This is a genomic window from Comamonas faecalis, from assembly GCF_039538025.1.
GTDB classification, from domain to species: domain Bacteria; phylum Pseudomonadota; class Gammaproteobacteria; order Burkholderiales; family Burkholderiaceae_C; genus Comamonas_C; species Comamonas_C faecalis.
Map to the genome: position 1 here is coordinate 1 of NZ_BAABBP010000008.1, position 18,596 is coordinate 18,596.

Consider the following 18,596-nt stretch of genomic DNA (forward strand, 5'->3'; position numbering starts at 1 on the left):
AGCCAGAAGTGGACCATGCCCATCCGGGATTGGAAGGCCGCGCTGACCCGCTTTACCATTCAGTTCGGAGACCGCATCTCCGTCAATTGAAGTCCGACCCGTTTACACAAAAATTCGGACACGCCCCTGGGCAGGTCGATTTGCCTACGCCAACTTCAAATTCTAGGCTCGGGCATGGCCTAGCACTACAAGGCCTAGGCCAAAGAACATCCGATATTCGACCGCCCCGTACTCGCCAATAACCGGCGCAGCAACGCGCCAGCCGTTTTGATGCTGCGCCTGACCCAAGTCAAAGCGGCCAGTGACGCTAGGCGCACGGCTACTCCAGAATGAGGAAGACGAGCCAATTTTCCCTATGTGGCCCCTGTAGAATTTGTAACGTTTCAACTCAATAGAGCCAAAATGGCCGCAGAGAAGAAGTTGCGGATCGGCCAAGGCCGGCGCTTTGAACCGGGAGGGAGAGGAAGCCTTCGGTCACACACGGACACCGCCGTCAGGCCGCGCCGAGATATGGCACGCGCGTAACCGACATGGCGGTCCAAGACACTCCTCAACTGAGCCGATTCCTCCGGATGGCCGTAGTTGCGGGCGTCGAGAGCGCAGTCCAGATCCACATCAACCGCGGCGACGACCTCAACGCTCGCGACGAAAAGGGCCAAACGCCCCTCATGCTCTCCGCGGCTCGCAACAAGGCCGCCATTTGTAAGCTGCTGCTTGCCGCTGGCGCCGACGCTGACTTGCGCGATCCATCAGGGCGCGACGCCCTTGGCATCGCCCAGGCGGCCGGCGCGCACGAGGCGGCCTCAGCCATCGAGGCCGCTTGCGTGCCTCAGACCGTGGAGCACGATGGAGCCGTTCCCGCGCAAGCCGCCAACGTTGCCTCAGCGTTCGGGCTCACGGATCTCGAGCCCGACCAGCCCCCTCCCCCAGCCGCAGCTCCAACCCCGGAAGCCCCCGCGCCGGAAACCGCCTTGATGGCCGTCGACGATGGTCTTGGATTCGATCTGAGCGACTGGGAGGCCGAGGAGGAACAAGCGCCTCCCGAGGGCGATCCGACCCTCGCCGTGGCCGCCGTGGAAATCCAAGCGGCGATCACCGAACACCAGCCCATCGACACGTCGGCCGACTGGGATGACTTCGACGCCTTCTTGCCCGACCGTGCGACTCCGCTGCCTCGCGCCGAAGACGCCGAGGCCCGCGAGCGGCTGCGCCTGGTCCTGCTTCGCGCCATCCGCGAGGGCAGCGTCCCACAAGAGGTCATCGAGGATTTGACGCGCGGCGACGACGGAGAGCCCGACGCCGAGGCCGGTGCGCTACTTGGCATGGTCATCAACGACCTCGGCGCCGAAACCGACGAGCGATTTGAGTATTCGACGCCCGAGGAGAGCTTTGAGGTCTTCGTCGCGCCCGACGAGAAGCCCGGCGAAGAAGATGCAGTCGCCGACGCCTTGGCGTTCCTGGACGACCTTGCCACGAGCCACAACGAGCCCTTGCGCCTCTATCAGCGCGAACTCCAGCGCGAGGCCCTGCTGACAGCCGAGGCCGAAGTCGCGCTGGGCCAAGCCATGGAGCGCGGCGTTGAACAGGCGCTCGACGCTCTGGCCGCGTGGCCCACGGGCGTCACCGCAACGCTTGAGACGGCCCGTCTGGTGGCCAAAGGCGCCAAGCCGCTGCGCGCGATGTCCTCTGGCCCGCAAATCGAACCCCAGGACTCGCACTCTACGCCCACCGCCGAGACCGACGCGGATGCCGAAGTGGACGCCGCATTGGAGCCGTCAGCCGCCGAGGGCGAGTCCGCAGGCTCCGAAGACGAACCCGACTCGCAGTTTGACCTCGACACAAAAGAGTCCACCGACGAGCACACAGAGTTTTGCGCCAACGCGGAGCTCTTGTCGGGCCTGCCCGTCGGCGCGAGCCAGGACACGGCCGAATGGAAAGCCTGCCGTGGCGTGCTGGCCTCGCTGGGCCTGACCCGTGGCTTTCTGATGGAGCTGGCCGACTCCGGGCTCGTCGGCGAGGTAGCGCCCGCCCATGCGTTCGGCCAGGCGATGCGGACTTACCAGCGCGCGCGCGACCGGATGGCCATCGCCAACTTGAAGCTCGTCTACTCCATCGCCAAGAAATACCTGTTCAGCGGTCAGCCGCTCGACGACCTGCTGCAAGAAGGGAACATCGGCCTCATCAAGGCGGTGGACCGCTACGACTGGCGCAGGGGCTTCAAGTTCTCGACCTACGCGACGTGGTGGATTCGCCAGCAGGTCGGGCGCTTCGTGGCCGACAAGGGCAAGACCATCCGCCTCCCCGTCCACGTCTACGAGAAGACTCAGCGCATTGCGCAAGCCACCCACGCCTTCAAGTCTCGCCATGGCCACGCGCCAACGCTCGAGGAGGTCTCGGTGCTCGTCGAGCTTCCCGTCCCCAAGGTTGAGGCTCTCTCTCGCATGAGCCTGGAGCCGCTGCCTCTGCACGAGCTTCCTGATATCGACTGCCTCATTGCCACCCATGCGAAGGACCAGTTCGCCGTCCGCGATCCCATGGAATGCGTCGAGAACATCCAGTTGGGCGAATCGGTGGACCACCTCCTCAGCACCCTCAAGCTCAAAGAAGAGAACGTCATGCGCATGCGCTACGGCATCGGCGTCCAGGATTCGATGACGCTCGAAGAGATCGGCACGCGACTCGACGTGACGCGCGAGCGCATCCGGCAAATCGAGGCCAAGGCCCTGCGGCGATTGAGGCATCCCACGCGTCTCGACCGATTCTTGATTGAAATCGGCCTGACCCCGAAGCCCCGTCAGAGCGCCAGCACGCGAACAGACTCCGACACTGAGGACGACGGCCGCGAGCCAACCGAGGAGGCAAAAGTCGCGGCGACGAAGCCTGAGCCGGCAGCGCAAGTGGCCGCATGGCCGGAGCAGCCGACAGGGTCCGATCCCAATGCGCTCGAAAAGCTTCTTGCGCACGTCCGAGCCATTGGCTTCACCGTCGAAGACTCTCCTGACGGCCCTGATCGAAGAATATGGGTCCACATTACGGAGACCCCCAACAACCACTCTCGCAAGATTGTCCGAAATCTCATTGACCTGGGATTCGAGTTCTGGCCAGGGAAAGGCTATTGGCGATGAAGCCCAAGTCAAGAAGCGCGCCGCCGCGCGCGATGGCGATGCTCGAGTCCCTTCGGGGCCTCGGCTACTCTACCGGTGCGGCCTTGGCCGACATCATCGACAACAGCGTGTCGGCCGGCGCGACCGAAGTCCGGCTCGACTTCGTGTGGAGCGGCCCGAACAGCCGCATCACCATCCTCGACGACGGGCGCGGCATGGATGACGCCGAACTCGAAAGCGCGATGCGCCTAGGCGACAAGAACCCGCTCGATGTCCGTTCGGCGCACGACCTCGGGCGCTTCGGCATGGGCCTGAAAACCGCATCCTTCTCGCAGTGCCGCCGCCTCACAGTCGCCACCGTCAAAGGCGGCGCCGCCAGTTGCCTGCGCTGGGACCTCGACGAGCTCGCTGCCGATCCCGATGGTGGGTGGCTCCTGTTCGAGGGGCCGGCGCAAGGGTCCAAGTCCTTCGTCGCGGGCTTGAAGGGAAAGAAGGCTGGCACCGTCGTACTGTGGGAGACAATGGACCGCGTCGTGACCACCGGCTACACCTCCGACGACTTCCACGACCTCATCGACACCGTCGAGTCCCATCTGGCGATGGTCTTCCACCGCCTTCTCCAAGGACCGCGGGCCAAGCTCAAACTGCTCCTCAACGGCCGCGCCGTAGCGCCGTGGGACCCTTTCATGTCGGGGCACCCGGCTAAGCCTTGGTCGTCGCCGCCAAGCAACCGTGCCACCGACTACGGAACGGTCACGGTGCAGGCGCACGTCCTGCCGCACCGCGACAAGCTGACCGCGAAAGAGTTTGAGGACAACGCCGGCCCGGCCGGATGGACCGCGCAGCAAGGCTTCTACGTCTACCGCAACGAGCGGCTCTTGGTCGCGGGCGGCTGGCTGGGCCTTGGCAGCTCCCGGGCGTGGAACCGCGAGGAAGCGCACCGCCTAGCGCGCATCCGCCTGGACATCCCCAACACCGCCGATGCCGACTGGAAGATTGACGTTCGCAAGTCCACTGCACGCCCACCGGTGTCGCTGCGCCCCTGGCTCACCCTCTTAGCCGAGAACACCCGCGAGCGCGCCCGACGCGTGTTCGCATACCGCGGTACGCCCGCGCCCGCAAAGGGCAACATCCCCATCGAGCAAGCCTGGCGCGTCGAGCGGGTCAGGGCCGGTATGCGCTACCGGATCGACGAAGCGCACCCTTCGGTGGCGGCTGTCCTGGAGAGCGCGGGGGCGCTCGCGCCCTTGGTCAAGTCGATGCTTCGCGTGATCGAGGAGACCGTGCCCGTGCAGCGCATCTGGCTCGACACAGCCGAGAACAAGGAGACGCCGCGCACAAGCTTCGAGGGCGAGCCCAACGCGGCGGTCATCGAAGTCGCCAGCGTGCTCTTCAATGACCTCATCGAGCGCAAGGGCCTTAGCGTCGAAGAGGCGCGCAAGTCAATGTTACGCACGGAGCCGTTCCAAAAATATCCCGCGCTCGTCGCGAAACTAGAGAGTAAGAAATGACCGCAGCGGAAGAAGCAGCAGCGCAAGCCCAGTTGCTCGAAGATGTCATCGCCACCGCGCAGCGGCTGGTGAAGGCGGAGAAGGACTCCTCCAAGGTCACGCCGGCCTACATCGCCGAGAAGGTGAAACTGGCTGCCGCGATGTTCGCCAGCGATCCGCCGATCCCGCTCGACGAGGCCAAGGCGGTCTCCACGCTGATTCAGCGGTTCAGCCACCGCATGGGCAAAGCCACCACGCTCAAGGATGACGCCGGCCACATCGAGTGGCTCAACGCCGCCCGCAAGAAGGACTGGCACTACTGGCGCCGCTATCGCGACTACCAGGAGTCGAAGCTGTCGGACGTGGTGGTCGATGGCCTCGACGAATCCACCAGCGACATCCTGGGCCTCCTCGAAGACCCGCTGCGGGCCGATCCGTGGGATCGGCGCGGCCTGGTCGTCGGGCATGTGCAGTCCGGCAAGACCAGCAACTACACGGGCCTCATCAACAAGGCCGCCGACGCCGGCTACAAGATCATCATCGTGCTCGCGGGCCTCCACAACAACCTGCGTTCGCAGACCCAGATTCGCCTCGAGGAGGGCTTCCTGGGCTACGAGACGACGCAAGGCGGCGACCCCGGAGCGTCCATCGGCGTGGCCGCGTTCGGCGAAGACCTCAAAACCAACTCGGCGACGACTCGCGCGGAGAACGGAGATTTCAGCAAGGCCATCGCCAAGCACTTCAACGGCATCTCGCCCGAGGAGCGGCCCTGGATCTTCGTGGTCAAGAAGCAAAAGACCGTGCTCACGGAGCTGCTCAAGTGGATTCAGAAGCGGGTGGCCGACACGCCCCACCCGCTCCCCTACACGCTGCCTCTCCAGCAACCGCTCCCGGACGGAAAGGAGTGGAGGCTTGTGACCAAACTGCCGCTGCTGGTGATCGACGACGAAGCGGACAACGCGTCGGTGGACACTGGCGAGCAGCTCTTCAACGAGGACGGCACGCCGGACGAGGAGCATTCGCCCAAGACAATCAACAGCCTCATCCGGCGGGTCCTGCACTCGTTCACCCGCAAGGCCTACGTGGGCTACACGGCCACGCCCTTTGCCAACATCTACATCCACCACAAGGGCGCGACCATCGCCGAAGGCCCCGACCTCTTTCCCAAGGCCTTCATCATCAACCTGGCGGCGCCGTCGAATTACGTCGGCCCCGCCCGCATGTTCGGCAAGCTGACCAAGGAAGGCCGCGTTGGCGCACTGCCGCTCTCGTGCAGCATCCTCGACCACTACGACCCGGAGGCCGAGGCGGGGTGGATGCCGCCCAATCACAAGAAGACCCACGTTCCAGTCCACAACGGCCAGGAGACGATTCCCCAGTCCCTGCGCGAAGCGATCCATTCCTTCGTGTTGGCCTGCGCGGTTCGCGAGCTGCGCGGCCAAGGGCTCGACCACAGTTCCATGCTGATCCACGTCACCCGCTACGTGGCAGTGCAGGACCATGTGCGCGAGCAGGTCGAGGAGGCCGTGCGCCGGATGCGCCAGAAGATCACCCGCGGCAGCGACGCCGACGAGCTGTTGACGCAGATGCGCAAGCTCTGGGACGAAGACTTCGTGCCGACGCGCGACAAGATCGCCGAATTCTCGACGCCCGAAGAGCTGCCTCCGCCGATGCCCTCCTGGGACGACGTGCTCGCCAAGCTGCCCGACGTGCTCGACGACATCGACGTGCGCTCGATCAACGGCACGGCCAAGGACGCGCTCGACTACGCCACGCCTGGCGCCGCCCTCAAGGTCATCGCGGTCGGCGGCGACAAGCTGGCGCGGGGCCTGACGCTCGAAGGCCTATGCACCAGCTACTTCGTCCGCACGACGAAGATGTATGACACGCTGATGCAGATGGGCCGCTGGTTCGGCTACCGTCCGGGATATCTGGATCTCTGCCGGCTCTACACGTCGCCGGACCTGGTCAAATGGTTCGGCCACATCGCCGACGCCTCCGAGGAGCTGCGCGAAGAGTTCGACTTCATGGCGAAAGCCAAGCTCACGCCCGAGCAATACGGCCTCAAGGTCATGTCGCACGAGACTCTCACGGTCACGTCGCCCTTGAAGATGCGCAACGCGCAGACGCTGTCACTGACCTACAGCGGCACGCGCCCGCAAACGATCCTCTTCCACCGCAACGCGGCGATCCAGAAGGCCAACCTCGACGCGACCGACGCGCTGGTCGCGGCCCTCGGCACGAAGTTCGTGGACGCGCCCAAATACCCGCGCGACGGTGAGGCCGACTCCTGGCCGGGCGCGCGCCTCTGGCAGGACGTGGACGCGTCCCATGTCCTCGCGTTCCTCGCCGCCTACGCGACCCATCCGAACGCCACCAGCGCCAAGGCCGCGGTGCTCTCCGACTTCATCGCCAAGATGCTCGACATCGGCAAGTTGAAGCAGTGGAGCGTCGCCCTGCTCTCCGGCGGCGACGGCGTCGGCGAGCCATACACCTTCCCTGGCGGCTTCGAGGCGAAGTCGCTCCAAACGCGCAAGATGGACGACCAGCCGAGCGCGAAGGACCCGGCGATGTTCGCCATCGGCGTTCTGACCGACCCGAAGGACGAGGGTATCGACATCGACGACGACGTGTGGCGCGACGCGCTCACCCGCACCCGCGCGGCGTGGAAGCCCGACCCGGCGCGAGGCCGAGTCAACCCACCCACGAGCCCCAGCGGCAAGGGCATCCGCGAGGCGCGCGACCGGCTCGGCGGCGACGCCGACCGCGGCTTGCTGCTGCTCTACACGCTGTCCCCTTACAAGGGCAAGTCCAAGGCTCCTGAGAACCTCATCGTGCCTAGCTGGGAGAAGCCCATCATGGCCTTCGCCATCGCCTTCCCGTCGGCCGAGAACGGCATCCGGGTGGAATACGAAGTGAACCTCCTCTACTGGATGCAGGAATATGGCCCGTCCGAGTAACGAATTCCTGATGGCCTGGTCGTCGCTCACCAGCGCCGATGCCGAGCCAGGCTGGCAAGCCATCGCCCTGCCCTCTGCCGGGGAACTGCAGCTGCGCGCGGGCAGGCGCTCGCCGGACAACGCCGAGGCGGTCCTGGTGTGCTTTCCCAGCGCGAAGCTCGCTGCCGCCGACAAGCTGCCCGAGGGCCAGGGCTTTGCCGTCGAGCGCGCGGACCCCGAGGGCAGCGGCGAGCTCTGGCTCGCGCTGACCCGCAAATCGGCCGGCAGCGCGGAGCTCTTTGCGTCCATGGCGTGCGATGTCATCGGCGCGCTCGACGACTCGGTCGCGGCCGGCTCCGACGAAGGCAAGCTCCTGCGCGTCTTCATCGGCCGCGTGGGAGCCTGGCAGGAGTTCATGCGCAAGGGGAGCCAGGCGCTGAGCCCCGATGCCGAGATCGGCCTGATTGGCGAGCTCACGCTGCTGCGGGCCATCATCGAGGCGGGCGTCGCGCCAGCCACGGCCATCGAGTCGTGGGTGGGGCCGCTGGACGGCATCCAGGACTTCGAGATTGGTGCTGGCGCCTTGGAGGTCAAGGCCACGCTGTCGGCGGCGGGATTCCCCGCCAGGATCGGCTCGCTCGAGCAGCTTGACGACTCCACGCGCCAGCCCCTCTTTGTGGCCGGAGCCCGGCTGCGGCAAGCAGAGAGCGGGCAGAACCTGCCAGGCTTCGTCGAGGCGATGCGCCAAGCCATCAAGGGCGACGGCGAGGCCGAGCGGCTGCTATCCGAGCGCCTGCTAGCCGCGGGCTACATCGATTCGCACTCCGACCGCTATCCAAGGAAGTTCGAGCAAGCCGGCATGCGCGTCGTAGAGGTCGCGGCCAACTTTCCCCGGATGACCTCGGGCACGGTTCCGGCGGGCATCATGAAGGCCATGTATGAAATCGACCTCGACAAGGCGCCGGGCGACAACGTCGGGGCCAAGGGCGCATTGAAGAAACTGGGAGCAATCTAAGGATGAATTTGCCTGAATTCCTGCGCGAGACGCAGGCCGCCGTCCGCTCGCAGATGCGCGACGGCGCGCTGTATGAGGAGCTGGTCTTCTCCGGCATCGTAATGGACCACATGTCGGACATCGGCATGACCTTCGAGCCCGTCGAGTGCCACTTCGAAGGCAAGGTCGGCAACGCCAACTTGCGCCTGAGCGGCTACTCGCTGTCCGAGGAAAGCGACCAGCTCGACTTGTTTGTGAGCCTCTACGCCAACGTAGATGTCCCGACGCCCGTGCCGGACTCGGAGACCAAGACCGCCGTCGAGCAGTGCCTGCGCTTTCTGACGCTGTGCGCGGAGGGCAAGATGGCGCCCAAGCTCGACCCGTCCAGCGACGTGCGCTCGCTGGCCGAGACACTGCAGGCCATCTATGACGACTTGGAGCAGATTCGCGTCTACGTCATCACCGACCGCGTCGCCAAGTCCAAGAGCTTCAAGACCCGCGACATCGGCGGCAAGGCCGTGCGCCTGGAAGTGATGGACATCGAGCGGCTGCACCGGCATTGGTCCGAGGGCAAGCCGCGCGACGAACTGGTGGTCGATTTCGCCGAAGTCTCGGGCGCGCCCCTGCCCTGCGTGTTCGTGCCAGGCGAGAACGACGACTACGACTATGCCCTCACCGCGATCCCGGCCGAGGCGCTGCGCCTGCTCTACGAGAAATTCGGCGCGCGGCTGCTCGAGGCGAACGTGCGGTCGTTCCTGAGCGTCAAGGGCAAGGGCGTCAACGCCGGCATCCAGAACACGCTGCGCTCGGCCCCCGAGCGGTTCATGGCCTACAACAACGGCATCGTGATCGTGGCCGACGAGATGCGCCTCGGCAAGCCCGGCGACGGCTCGGCTGGCATCGCTTGGCTCAAGGGCCTGCAAATCGTCAACGGCGGACAAACCACAGCGTCGATCTACTTCGCCAAGAAGAAGTATCCCGACACCGACCTCAGCCGCGTGCGGGTGCCCGCCAAGATCATCGTCATGCGCGCGCAGGACTCGGCCAAGGAGGAGGCGCTGGTCTCCGACATCAGCCGCTTTGCCAACAGCCAGAACGCCGTGCGGCAATCGGACCTGTCGGCCAACAAGCCTTTCCATGTCGAGATCGAGAAGCTCTCGCGCTCGGTCTACTGCCCCGACGGCGTCGGCCAATGGTTCTACGAGCGCGCCTCGGGCAGCTACAACACGCTGCTCGCCCGCGAGGGCACCACGCCAGCCAAGCTCAAAGCCTTGAAGGAGGCGATCCCGACGGCCCGCCGCGTCACCAAGACCGACTTGGCCAAATACATCACCGCCTGGGATAAGAAGCCCGACATCGTCAGCCTCGGCTCGCAGAAGAACTTCGACAAGTTCATGGCTGGCCTGACGCCGGCCGACGGCCAAGAGGCGCCGCTGCCCAGCGTCGCCGACTTCAAGGCCATGATCGCCAAGGCGAAGATTTACCGCGACGCGCAGAAGCTCTTGCGGCCGATGTTCCAGGCCTTCCAAGCCAACGTGACCGCCTACACGGTGTCGCTCGTGGCCGAGAAACTCGGCGACCGCATCGATCTCGAGCGAATCTGGGCCAAACAGGCGGCGTCTCCCGAGCTGCTCGCGCAAATTGCCGTGTGGGCCAAGGAGGTCAATGACGTTCTGCACTCGTCGTCCGGCGGCAAGATGGTGTCCGAGTGGGCCAAGCGGCCCGAGTGCAAGGAGGCCGTGATGGGCGCGAGCTACTCGGCCCCGGCCACCAACATCCCGGAAATGAAATAGGCCAATTCGTAAGGATTCCCTCGAAATCTTCTCCAAGAAGCACATGCCTGAAGCAAATGACGCCGCGCAGTCGGCGGTGAAACTAGAGTTGCCCAACGACGCTCAGACGCTGACCGACGTAGTCACAGAGTTCTTGCTAGCTGTCTCCTCGGGTCGTGCGTTTGCCGTTGACATCCCACTCCCCTCCGTCGGGAGTTCGAACTCGCATCTGGATCTGGCCGATGACTTTCTGGACGCGTCCCTTATCGCCGAGCGTCTTGGCGCCTATGCGACACGACGATCGATGTCGTGGACGAAGGTCGAGCACTTGAATGTGATCCGGCTTGAACTTGACAGCTACGACCCGCATGCCATGGCGCTGGAACTCGCGCGGATGGCGATATTCGTCGACTATCCCGATCACGAGACCGATGGTCTGCGCGGAGAATTCGAGCAAGTCCGGAAAGCGCGATACGACTACGAGGAATCCCTGGAACAGAGCGAACTCCTGTTCCCCGAGATCGCCGATCACTACGTCGGCAACCTGATCATGTCGTATGGAGAGTGGGAGGACACCGAGGCGCTGAAGGAGCATCTTCAGCGCCACCCGGAACGGCGGTATGGTTTTTTCGTTAGTAGGTCCATCCGCGCAGGTGGTCGGGCCGTTCTTTTGTCGGATGGCGAGTTGATCCTACCGGCGGACGCGTTACTCGCAGAGGTGCTCGAGAGCGTGGGCTACAGCGGTGAAGCGCTCCTGCCTGCACGGATGGTCATGACCGAGCAAGAGGCCAGTTTCATTGGCGGGCATGTAGTTGTCGGTGTTCCGTCAGAGCTCGTCACTCAGGCGATCGCCTGCGGCGACGAGTTTGTTCGACGTACGCAGTCCGAGCCGGACTCGTATGACCTCATTGCCTTCGAAGGGCGGGTCGCCGGGTCCGATGACGAGCCGTCCGCTTGGGTCGGCGATTTTTCGGGGTTTGCCGCACTCAGGTGCTCCGGATTCACAATCGTCTTCTTTAGCGAACACCAGCGCCCCACCCCGGGGCGCGCTGCTCAGGCCGAGGTCCTGCAATCTCTGGCAACAAGCCTGCACGATGGCGGGTCGGCCAAGTCGGCGCCCGATCTTCCGTGGGAGATTCTCGACGATGAGCTTTTCGAGCAGCTTTGCTGGGACTACCTGTACACATCGCCGCAGTTCGATCGAAACCGGCTGGAGAAGATCGGCAAGTCACGCTCGCGCGATGGCGGGCGGGACATAGTGGCCTGGACAAACCGCGCCCCCCCTTTCTATCGGCCCCCGGTCAAGTGGGTCTTTCAGTGCAAACACATCCGTGCTGATGACTCGCTGACGCCAAAGCACATCAAGTCCATCGGCGATGTGATCGAACAATACGATGCCGGAGGGTACGGCGTGATGACCTGCGGGTATATCGACGCTACTCTCCACGACAAGGTAGATTCGATCTGCGGGAAGCGCGACGTGGAAGTGCGCAAGGTCGATCGCTTTCTACTTCAAGCTTTCGTGTCGGCTCGCCCTCATCTCGTCGATAAGTATTTCCGTGTGCGCGGCCCTGTGAAGGGCTGATTTAGCCGATTCGGTACAAGCCCATGGTTGATATCGTCTCTCCCGCCGACCGCAGCCGGATGATGGCCGGCATCCAGGGCAAGAACACCAAGCCCGAGCTGATCGTCCGCCGGATGCTTTTCGCCCTGGGCTACCGCTTCCGGCTGCATCGGCGGGACCTTCCAGGCGCGCCCGATATCGTCATGCCCGGGCGCAGGGTGGCCGTATTCGTTCACGGCTGCTTCTGGCACATGCACCAGGGATGCCGATTCGCCAAGATGCCCGCGACGCGGCCGGAGTTCTGGAAGGCCAAGCTCGAGGCGAACGTGGCGCGCGACCGCCGCACGGTCGAGAAGCTGCAAGCTCTCGGTTGGCGGGTGCTGTGCGTCTGGGAATGCTCGACGCGCGACGCGGAGGCCGCCGCTGGCCTGCAAGCCGCCATGAACTCTTGGGTCGAGGGCTGCGAGCCCCTTGGCGAAATCGGCGCGCCGACGCGAAGCTGAGCCATGTCCGATTCTGCGCAAGCCCTCCGAGACTTGGCCGAGGTCCACCTCGCCACCGTCCTCAAGCCATTGCCAACAGACAGGATCGGCCGGTTTGTCTTGTTCGTCGAAGTGGTCCGCGCAATGGACTACTGGGGCACCCATGCCCCGGCTCTGATCGGCAACGACGAGAAGGTCGCGCAGTCATTCGACCTCATGTATTGGGGATGGAACAGGGCTGTGGCCGAGCTCTTTGAGCCGTTGGACCAACCCGGCGCCTTCCCCATTATGGAAAGCACGCAAGAGTCGCGCACCTTCGCTGCCAGCCTCATGCAGGAGCTCGGCAAGGTGTCGATGCTGCGCCGCCTGGCCGACATGAGCGAAAGGGGCATCATGGAAGTGGCCAGGAATGGCGACGAGTTCCACATCCGCATGAGCGAAGACGCGCGGACGCAGTTCGCTGACGCTTCGGAGTTGGACAAGTTGAAGGCCGCTGAGGCGCGATTGCCATCGTCAAGCGTCGGCTGGACGATGGCCTCAATGCGTGATGCCTTGCGCTTCCCCGACATGCCGGGAAACTACATGGCAATTGCCAACGCTCCAGTAAAGCGCTGGCTCAGACCCGACATCGAGGAGCTCATCAAGCCGTTGGTGAGACCATGGGACACGGGCTATGGCGTGATGGTGGCGTATGACGCGCGCATCGAGGTGGACAGGCATTACATGGCCGAGGCGCTGGCACTGGCAACACCTTGGCGCGAGGACTCCGGCATTCATGCAGACGCAAAACTGGGCCCCATCACCGGCGCGGACATCGCGGGCGTCGGCGCGGCGCTCATCAGCCTTCATGCCAAACACTTCGGCTGCGTGTCGGTCGCCAAGAAGCTTTTCCCTGAAGTGTCGGTTGCTCAAAGCCTGACCATTTGGGGACCAAGAGACACGCTCGAAGAGTCGATCTCCATCATGAGTGGACGCCCAGAGCCAGTGGTCCATGCAGTCTTCAATGCTCTGGCGATGACATCGGAGCAATCCAAGAAGCTCGCCGAGCACTCCACGCCACTGATTCCCATGCTCTTCGACCTAGGCAATGGGTTCATCCTGCGGCCGGTCTCGTGCCTCACCCGAAACCCGTTCACCGCGGCCAGGACCCAGCATCAGTGGTTGGACCCGCGCACAGAGCACGCCGTCGCCGCCGACCGAGAGGAGTGGATGCGCAGGCAGCTCTTTGGGATGTTCGGCGGAAATCGCTATATCCGCTTCCCCGGCAATCTGAAACTTCGCCGAGGCGGCGCGGTTCTCACGGACATTGACGCGATCATCTACGACAAACTCACGGGCGACGTGGGCCTCTTTCAGTTGAAGTGGCAGGACTACTCCACCAACGACGTGCGCCAGCTTCGCAGCAAGGCCGCCAACCTCTCCGCCGAGTTGGGGGACTGGTCGGGCAAGGTCAAGTCATGGCTCGACGAAAACGGTGTCTCGGCGCTCGACAAGTCGCTGCGGCTCAAGCAGAAGCGAGGCGAGGCCGCCAGGAGCGCGTTGCTCTTCGCCATTTCAAGGTCGTCGGTCCGCACACAAGGCTATGGCGTCAGGACGGAGGCGCCCGAACTGGCGATGGGCGTGTGGCCGCAGTTTGTCCGCGCGCGCATGGAGATTGGCCCGTCCGCTGGGTCCATGCGCGATGTCCACGCGCGCTTGATCGAAGAACATGGGCAAGTGCCCATCGTCTATCCGATGCCAGCATTGATGCGAATCGCCGACAAGACGCTTCACATTCACGACTTTTGGAACCGGGCGGACGACAAGAACAGGGCTTCGGAAACGGGCGGGGAGTCGGCCATTCGCACGCTATAACCGTGCCACGCACCCTAACGCCGAATGCCTATGACGCCCTCCGCCGCCACCATCGATCTCGAATTCAGCCAAGACCTCCACGCCTGTCTTGGGCTGGAGCAAATGCGAGAGTTGGTCGAACGCAACCGCGCGGAAACGGTGCCAGAGGTCTGCCATTCGCACGACTTCTGCAACGCCAACATGGTCATCTACGCGGTCTTCCTGCGCCACGGGATGGACCCGGCGACCGAGGAAGGAATGGAGCGGCACAGCGCCTTATGGGACCAAGCGTAGAACCTAGCCAAGTTGCGGGACTTTCGAGTCGAAGGCTGAGGTTGCGCTCGCCGCCTACTTGCGTGGCGACGACATGAAGGCGTAGATGATCTCCGCGATCTGCTTGGCTAGCAGTGGTGGGACCGCGTTGCCGATCTGCCCGTATTGCTCGGTGCGGTTCCCCTCGAAGAAGTAGTTGTCGGGGAACGTTTGCAGGCGGGCAGCCTCGCGGGCCGTCAAGCTGCGGCACTGCGCGGGGTCCGGGTGGATGTAGTAATGCCCATCCTTCTTGATGTGGGCCACCACGGTGGACGATGGATGCTTGCCCATCTGCACGCGGAAGCGGTCCTTGAACGGGATCGTCTCCTCGTCCACGTTTACATGGTCGGGCAGTAGCCTTGGCGGGAAGTTGCGAAGGTCCGGGGCGTATTTCTGGGTGGCCGCGAAGCAAGCGGCGAACATGTAGCGGTGCAGGTCCGACCGCATGTGGCTGCGCGTCTCGTGTTGCAGGACGCCTCCCACCTTCGGGTCCAGATACCACTCACGCAATGCCTTGGGCATGGCCTCTCCCGGCGCCACCTCCATGGGGATGAAGGTCGAGCCGAAGGTCGTTTGCTTCTCGGCCCTCTTAATGAACTTCTCCATGGCCGTCTCGATGACGCTTCGCAACGGAATGCGCCAGTCTTTGAGCGACTTGGGCGACTCGCGCAGGACCTTCATCCACGCCTCTTGCGAGTCGGGCTCCTTGGACAGCCGGCTGCGCAGAGCGGGCAGGCCCGCCAAGGCGGCGCTCACACCCACTTTTTTCTTGGCCTTGGTCAGCAGGAAGCGCTCGGGGTTCTCAGCGAGGGCCGGAGTCGCCTCCGCCACGTCGGAGCGGATGCCAAAGAGGATGACGCGGTGTCGGCTTTGCGGGATGCCGTAGTCGTCGGCCTCGATCACATAGTCGTTGGGGTCAAGTTCCTCCCCATTGGCCTTGTGGACCACCAGCGACCGAACCTCGTAGCTCAGGTTCTCTCGCGGCGATTTGAGATCGGCGAGGATTTTCTCGAAGATGCGCTTGCCCGAATTGGTGGAGTTCAGCATCCCCTTGACGTTCTCCATCACGAAGACGGCCGGGGCAAACTGCTGAATGATCCGCAGGTATTCGGTGTAGAGGAAGTGCTTGGCGTCGGCCTCGAACTTCTTCGGGTCCTTGCTGCGCAGGCGCGAGCGTCCGGCCAGCGAATAGGCTTGGCACGGCGGGCCGCCGATGAGCACCCAGTCGGTCTGGTTGCCCAACGCTTCCCGAATCCAGCCGTCCACCTCCTCGGCGGGGGTGGCGCCGAGTTCCGCGCAGCGCGCCTCCTTGGCGGCGCGCTCGGCCGCGTCCTTGATGTCGGGATGGGTCAGGAACGCCTCGCGGGTGATCTTCCCGCGGATGTAGTCGTAGTAGCAGCTAGGGACCTTGCCTTTGGGGAACTTGCGAAAAATCGACCGCAGCAGCAGTGTCCGGTGGGCGATGGGGTCCATCTCAACGGAGACCTTGACGGCGAAGCGCCGCGCGCCGGCCTCGTCAAAGATGGACGAAAAGCCTTCGCATAGCCCTCCCGGCCCGGCGAACAAATCGATCACCGGAATCTCACTGTGCCGCGCCATCAGTTCTTCTTCTCGTGTTCAGATCATGAAGCCACCGGCCCACCCGATGGAGTGCAGGAAGGGGCCGACAGCGACAAGCCAGACCCACTTCTGGCAACCCTATATTTTAGCTGTCTTGATACAGCGATTCACCGGCTGCCCTTCTCATGCGCCGTCCATTCGCATCATCCCGGGACCAGGGGATCCTCCTATTCCTCTCCTGGCTCATTCTTCAAAAAGTTCATAACTACGCTTTGCCACTCAAGCGCCTAAAAGTGTCGCTGCCTCTTTTAAACATCCTTATCGCAGCCAACGGTGTCGTCAGGCGTCTGGCGATTTAGTCAATGAAGCACTTTTGAGTGTCCGCCGTTTTCCGAATGCTCGATCCCCCGCCATGAAAGCCTCCAGCATGTGCGGAATCAAGGCGGCCGCATCGACCGTTTCGCCGTAGGTCTGCGCGTGCAGCGCGGCGTAGCGGTCCAGTTCAGCCTTCAGGCTTATTGGGCAAGAGAACGTGACCCTTGTGCTCTCGGTCTTGGGCAGCGGCCCCAGCCTCAGCTTCTTGTTCGTGCTCATCGCATGAGCCCCCGATTGACAAACTGGGCTGCTGCCGGTTTCGATGACACCTTGTTAAGGTGGAAGATGAAACCGGAGGTGGTTCATGGAGAGAAGAAGGACATTCAGCCGCGAGTTCAAGTTCGAGGCGGTCAGGTTGGTCACCGAGCGTGGCGTGGCTGTGGCCCAGGCAGCCAAGGACCTGGACGTTCACGAGAACGTGCTGCGCAAGTGGGTTCGTGAGTTGCGAGAGGAGCCCCAGGAGGCGTTCCCTGGCAACGGCAAGCAGAAGGCCCAGGACGCGGAGATAGCGCGACTGCGCAAGGAGGTTGCCAAGCTCAAGATGGAGCGCGACATCCTGAAAAAAGCCGCGGCCTACTTCGCGAAGGAGTCGATGTGAAGTTCGGCTTCGTGGCGAAACACCGAGGGGCCTGGCCGGTCAATCTGATGTGCGAGGCGCTCGGTGTCTCGCGGGGTGGCTTCTACGCGTGGCTCACACGGCCCAGGAGCCAGCGCAGCCTCAGCGATGAAGTGCTGGGCGCGCAGGTCCACCAGAGCTTCGTGCGCAGCGACCGCACCTACGGCGCGCGCCGTGTGTGGCACGACGTGTTGGAGCAAGGTCAAGCCTGTGGTCTGCACCGCATCGAGCGACTCATGCGAGAGCAGGCACTACGAGCCAGGCCCCGACGACGTGGACTGCCCAAGGACCGGGGCACGCGCGGCGCGGTGGCCGATAACGTGCTGGACCGCCAGTTCCGGGCCGATGGCCCGAACCAGAAGTGGGTAGCCGACTTCACCTACATCTGGACAGCCGAGGGCTGGCTGTACGTGGCGGCGGTGCTGGACCTGTACTCGCGGCGCATCGTGGGCTGGTCGATGCAGGAGAGCATGACCTCGCAGCTCGTGGTGGATGCGCTGATGATGGCCGTGTGGCGGCGAGGCAAGCCGGTGGCCTTGTTGCATCACTCGGACCAGGGCAGCCAATACACCAGCGAGCACTTCCAGAAGCTGCTGGATGAACAAGGCATCACTTGCAGCATGAGCCGGGCCGGTGAGGTCTGGGACAACTCGGCCATGGAGAGCTTCTTCAGCTCCCTCAAGACCGAGCGCACGGCCAGGAAGGTGTACCGCACACGAGGGCGGGCCCGTTCAGATGTGTTCGACTACATCGAGTGCTTCTACAACCCGACGCGCCGGCATTCGACGCTCGGCTATCTCAGTCCCGTACAGTTCGAGAAAGCTCAAGAAGCTTAGGTCGGTGTCAACGGAACCGGCAGCAGCCCATCCGGCCTTATCGTCGATCGGGTTGCATCTTCGCCCGCTCGAACTCGCCCTGAAACACCCGGCTCTTCGCTTCCTTACGGCGGCATCTCACCGAGTGTTCTGGCCGCCCGCTCAAGCCCGTCCAGGGATGGCATCACGGACACGCGGTGAGACGTCCTGTGGCTATTCGGCTTGCACTTCGGCGATTGCCGATAGCGTACGAGCCAGAAGTTCTTCAATGATCGGCTCAGCGGTCGATGCATAGTCAACTTTCTGCGCCGTGCTGTTGAAGTGCCTGCGCTGGACACCTTGCATCTCGTAGTGCCGGCTCTTGCCGATCAAGGCCATTGCCAGCTTGATTTCATACGGTGACCACGGGCTGCGACCTTTATCCAACACCGGGTAGACCGACATCACGTCATACAGCGGGGTCAACTGGAAACGACCGCGTGGCAGGAGCTGAATGCTGAAGTTCTTGGCATGGCCGTGGGGCGCTCGCAGTAACCAGAGCAGCACTTGCGCCGCCATCAGCGTTTTCATGTCGGCCTCGGCGTTCACCGATTGCCGCAGCGTGCCAGCGTGCCGCCTACCGATCAGGCTGAGTGGGATCTTGAACATATGACTGGTCGGCGTGGCGCCACGCGGCGCCAGCCGCAGTAAGAGGAGAACGCCAGAACGACCTCTCCCGCCCTGAGGCAATCTACGCAACT

13 protein-coding genes are annotated in these 18,596 nt (G+C 63.7%); 10 read left to right on the forward strand and 3 right to left on the reverse strand.

Annotated features, from left to right (window positions below):
• Positions 1-530: 530 nt before the first annotated feature.
• From ABD767_RS05930 to ABD767_RS05970, 9 genes are read left to right on the forward strand one after another with little or no spacing between them, the layout of a single operon-like run.
• Positions 531-3,125 (forward strand): sigma-70 family RNA polymerase sigma factor, encoded by a 2,595-nt coding sequence (locus tag ABD767_RS05930; RefSeq protein WP_344868726.1) that lies wholly within the window; start codon positions 531-533, stop codon positions 3,123-3,125.
• Positions 3,122-4,615: an ATP-binding protein gene (locus tag ABD767_RS05935; RefSeq protein ID WP_344868728.1), complete on the forward strand. Its 1,494-nt coding sequence runs from the start codon at positions 3,122-3,124 to the stop codon at positions 4,613-4,615. Before ABD767_RS05930 ends, ABD767_RS05935 begins: the two co-directional genes overlap by 4 nt.
• Positions 4,612-7,554, forward strand: coding sequence for a Z1 domain-containing protein (locus ABD767_RS05940; protein WP_312563837.1), 2,943 nt, complete (start codon positions 4,612-4,614; stop codon positions 7,552-7,554). The genes ABD767_RS05935 and ABD767_RS05940 overlap by 4 nt, the downstream gene beginning before the upstream one ends.
• Complete coding sequence (locus ABD767_RS05945; RefSeq protein WP_312563838.1) at positions 7,538-8,548, forward strand: PD-(D/E)XK motif protein; 1,011 nt, start codon at positions 7,538-7,540, stop codon at positions 8,546-8,548. Before ABD767_RS05940 ends, ABD767_RS05945 begins: the two co-directional genes overlap by 17 nt.
• 2 nt (positions 8,549-8,550) lie before the next feature.
• A complete protein-coding gene (locus ABD767_RS05950; RefSeq protein WP_312563839.1) occupies positions 8,551-10,320 on the forward strand; it encodes an AIPR family protein in 1,770 nt (589 codons plus the stop codon).
• A gap of 43 nt (positions 10,321-10,363) precedes the next feature.
• Positions 10,364-11,884 (forward strand): hypothetical protein, encoded by a 1,521-nt coding sequence (locus ABD767_RS05955; RefSeq protein ID WP_312563840.1) that lies wholly within the window; start codon positions 10,364-10,366, stop codon positions 11,882-11,884.
• A gap of 23 nt (positions 11,885-11,907) precedes the next feature.
• Positions 11,908-12,366, forward strand: coding sequence for a very short patch repair endonuclease (locus tag ABD767_RS05960; RefSeq protein ID WP_312563842.1), 459 nt, complete (start codon positions 11,908-11,910; stop codon positions 12,364-12,366).
• 3 nt (positions 12,367-12,369) lie between these two features.
• Complete coding sequence (locus ABD767_RS05965; protein ID WP_344868732.1) at positions 12,370-14,199, forward strand: hypothetical protein; 1,830 nt, start codon at positions 12,370-12,372, stop codon at positions 14,197-14,199.
• 30 nt (positions 14,200-14,229) lie between these two features.
• On the forward strand, positions 14,230-14,472 hold the full coding sequence (locus tag ABD767_RS05970; RefSeq protein ID WP_344868734.1) for a hypothetical protein: 243 nt from the start codon (positions 14,230-14,232) through the stop codon (positions 14,470-14,472).
• 54 nt (positions 14,473-14,526) lie between these two features.
• On the opposite strand, the gene ABD767_RS05975 is transcribed toward ABD767_RS05970, so the two are convergent.
• Together ABD767_RS05975 and ABD767_RS05980 are read right to left on the reverse strand one after the other, a co-directional pair.
• A complete protein-coding gene (locus ABD767_RS05975) occupies positions 14,527-16,065 on the reverse strand; it encodes a DNA cytosine methyltransferase (RefSeq protein ID WP_344868736.1) in 1,539 nt (512 codons plus the stop codon).
• A gap of 324 nt (positions 16,066-16,389) precedes the next feature.
• Complete coding sequence (locus ABD767_RS05980) at positions 16,390-16,644, reverse strand: DUF2274 domain-containing protein (RefSeq protein ID WP_312563846.1); 255 nt, start codon at positions 16,642-16,644, stop codon at positions 16,390-16,392.
• A gap of 85 nt (positions 16,645-16,729) precedes the next feature.
• Between ABD767_RS05980 and ABD767_RS05985 the strand changes: the two genes are divergently transcribed.
• Positions 16,730-17,877, forward strand: a protein-coding gene (locus ABD767_RS05985; RefSeq protein ID WP_344868739.1) for an IS3 family transposase whose coding sequence is annotated in 2 segments (ribosomal slippage) — positions 16,730-16,991 and positions 16,991-17,877 — 1,149 coding nt in all. Because the reading frame shifts where the segments join, the coding sequence is not laid out codon by codon here.
• A 192-nt stretch (positions 17,878-18,069) separates the two neighbouring features.
• Here ABD767_RS05985 and ABD767_RS05990 read toward each other — a convergent pair.
• A complete protein-coding gene (locus ABD767_RS05990; RefSeq protein ID WP_425549898.1) occupies positions 18,070-18,504 on the reverse strand; it encodes a HipA domain-containing protein in 435 nt (144 codons plus the stop codon).
• Between the last annotated feature and the right edge of the window lie 92 nt (positions 18,505-18,596).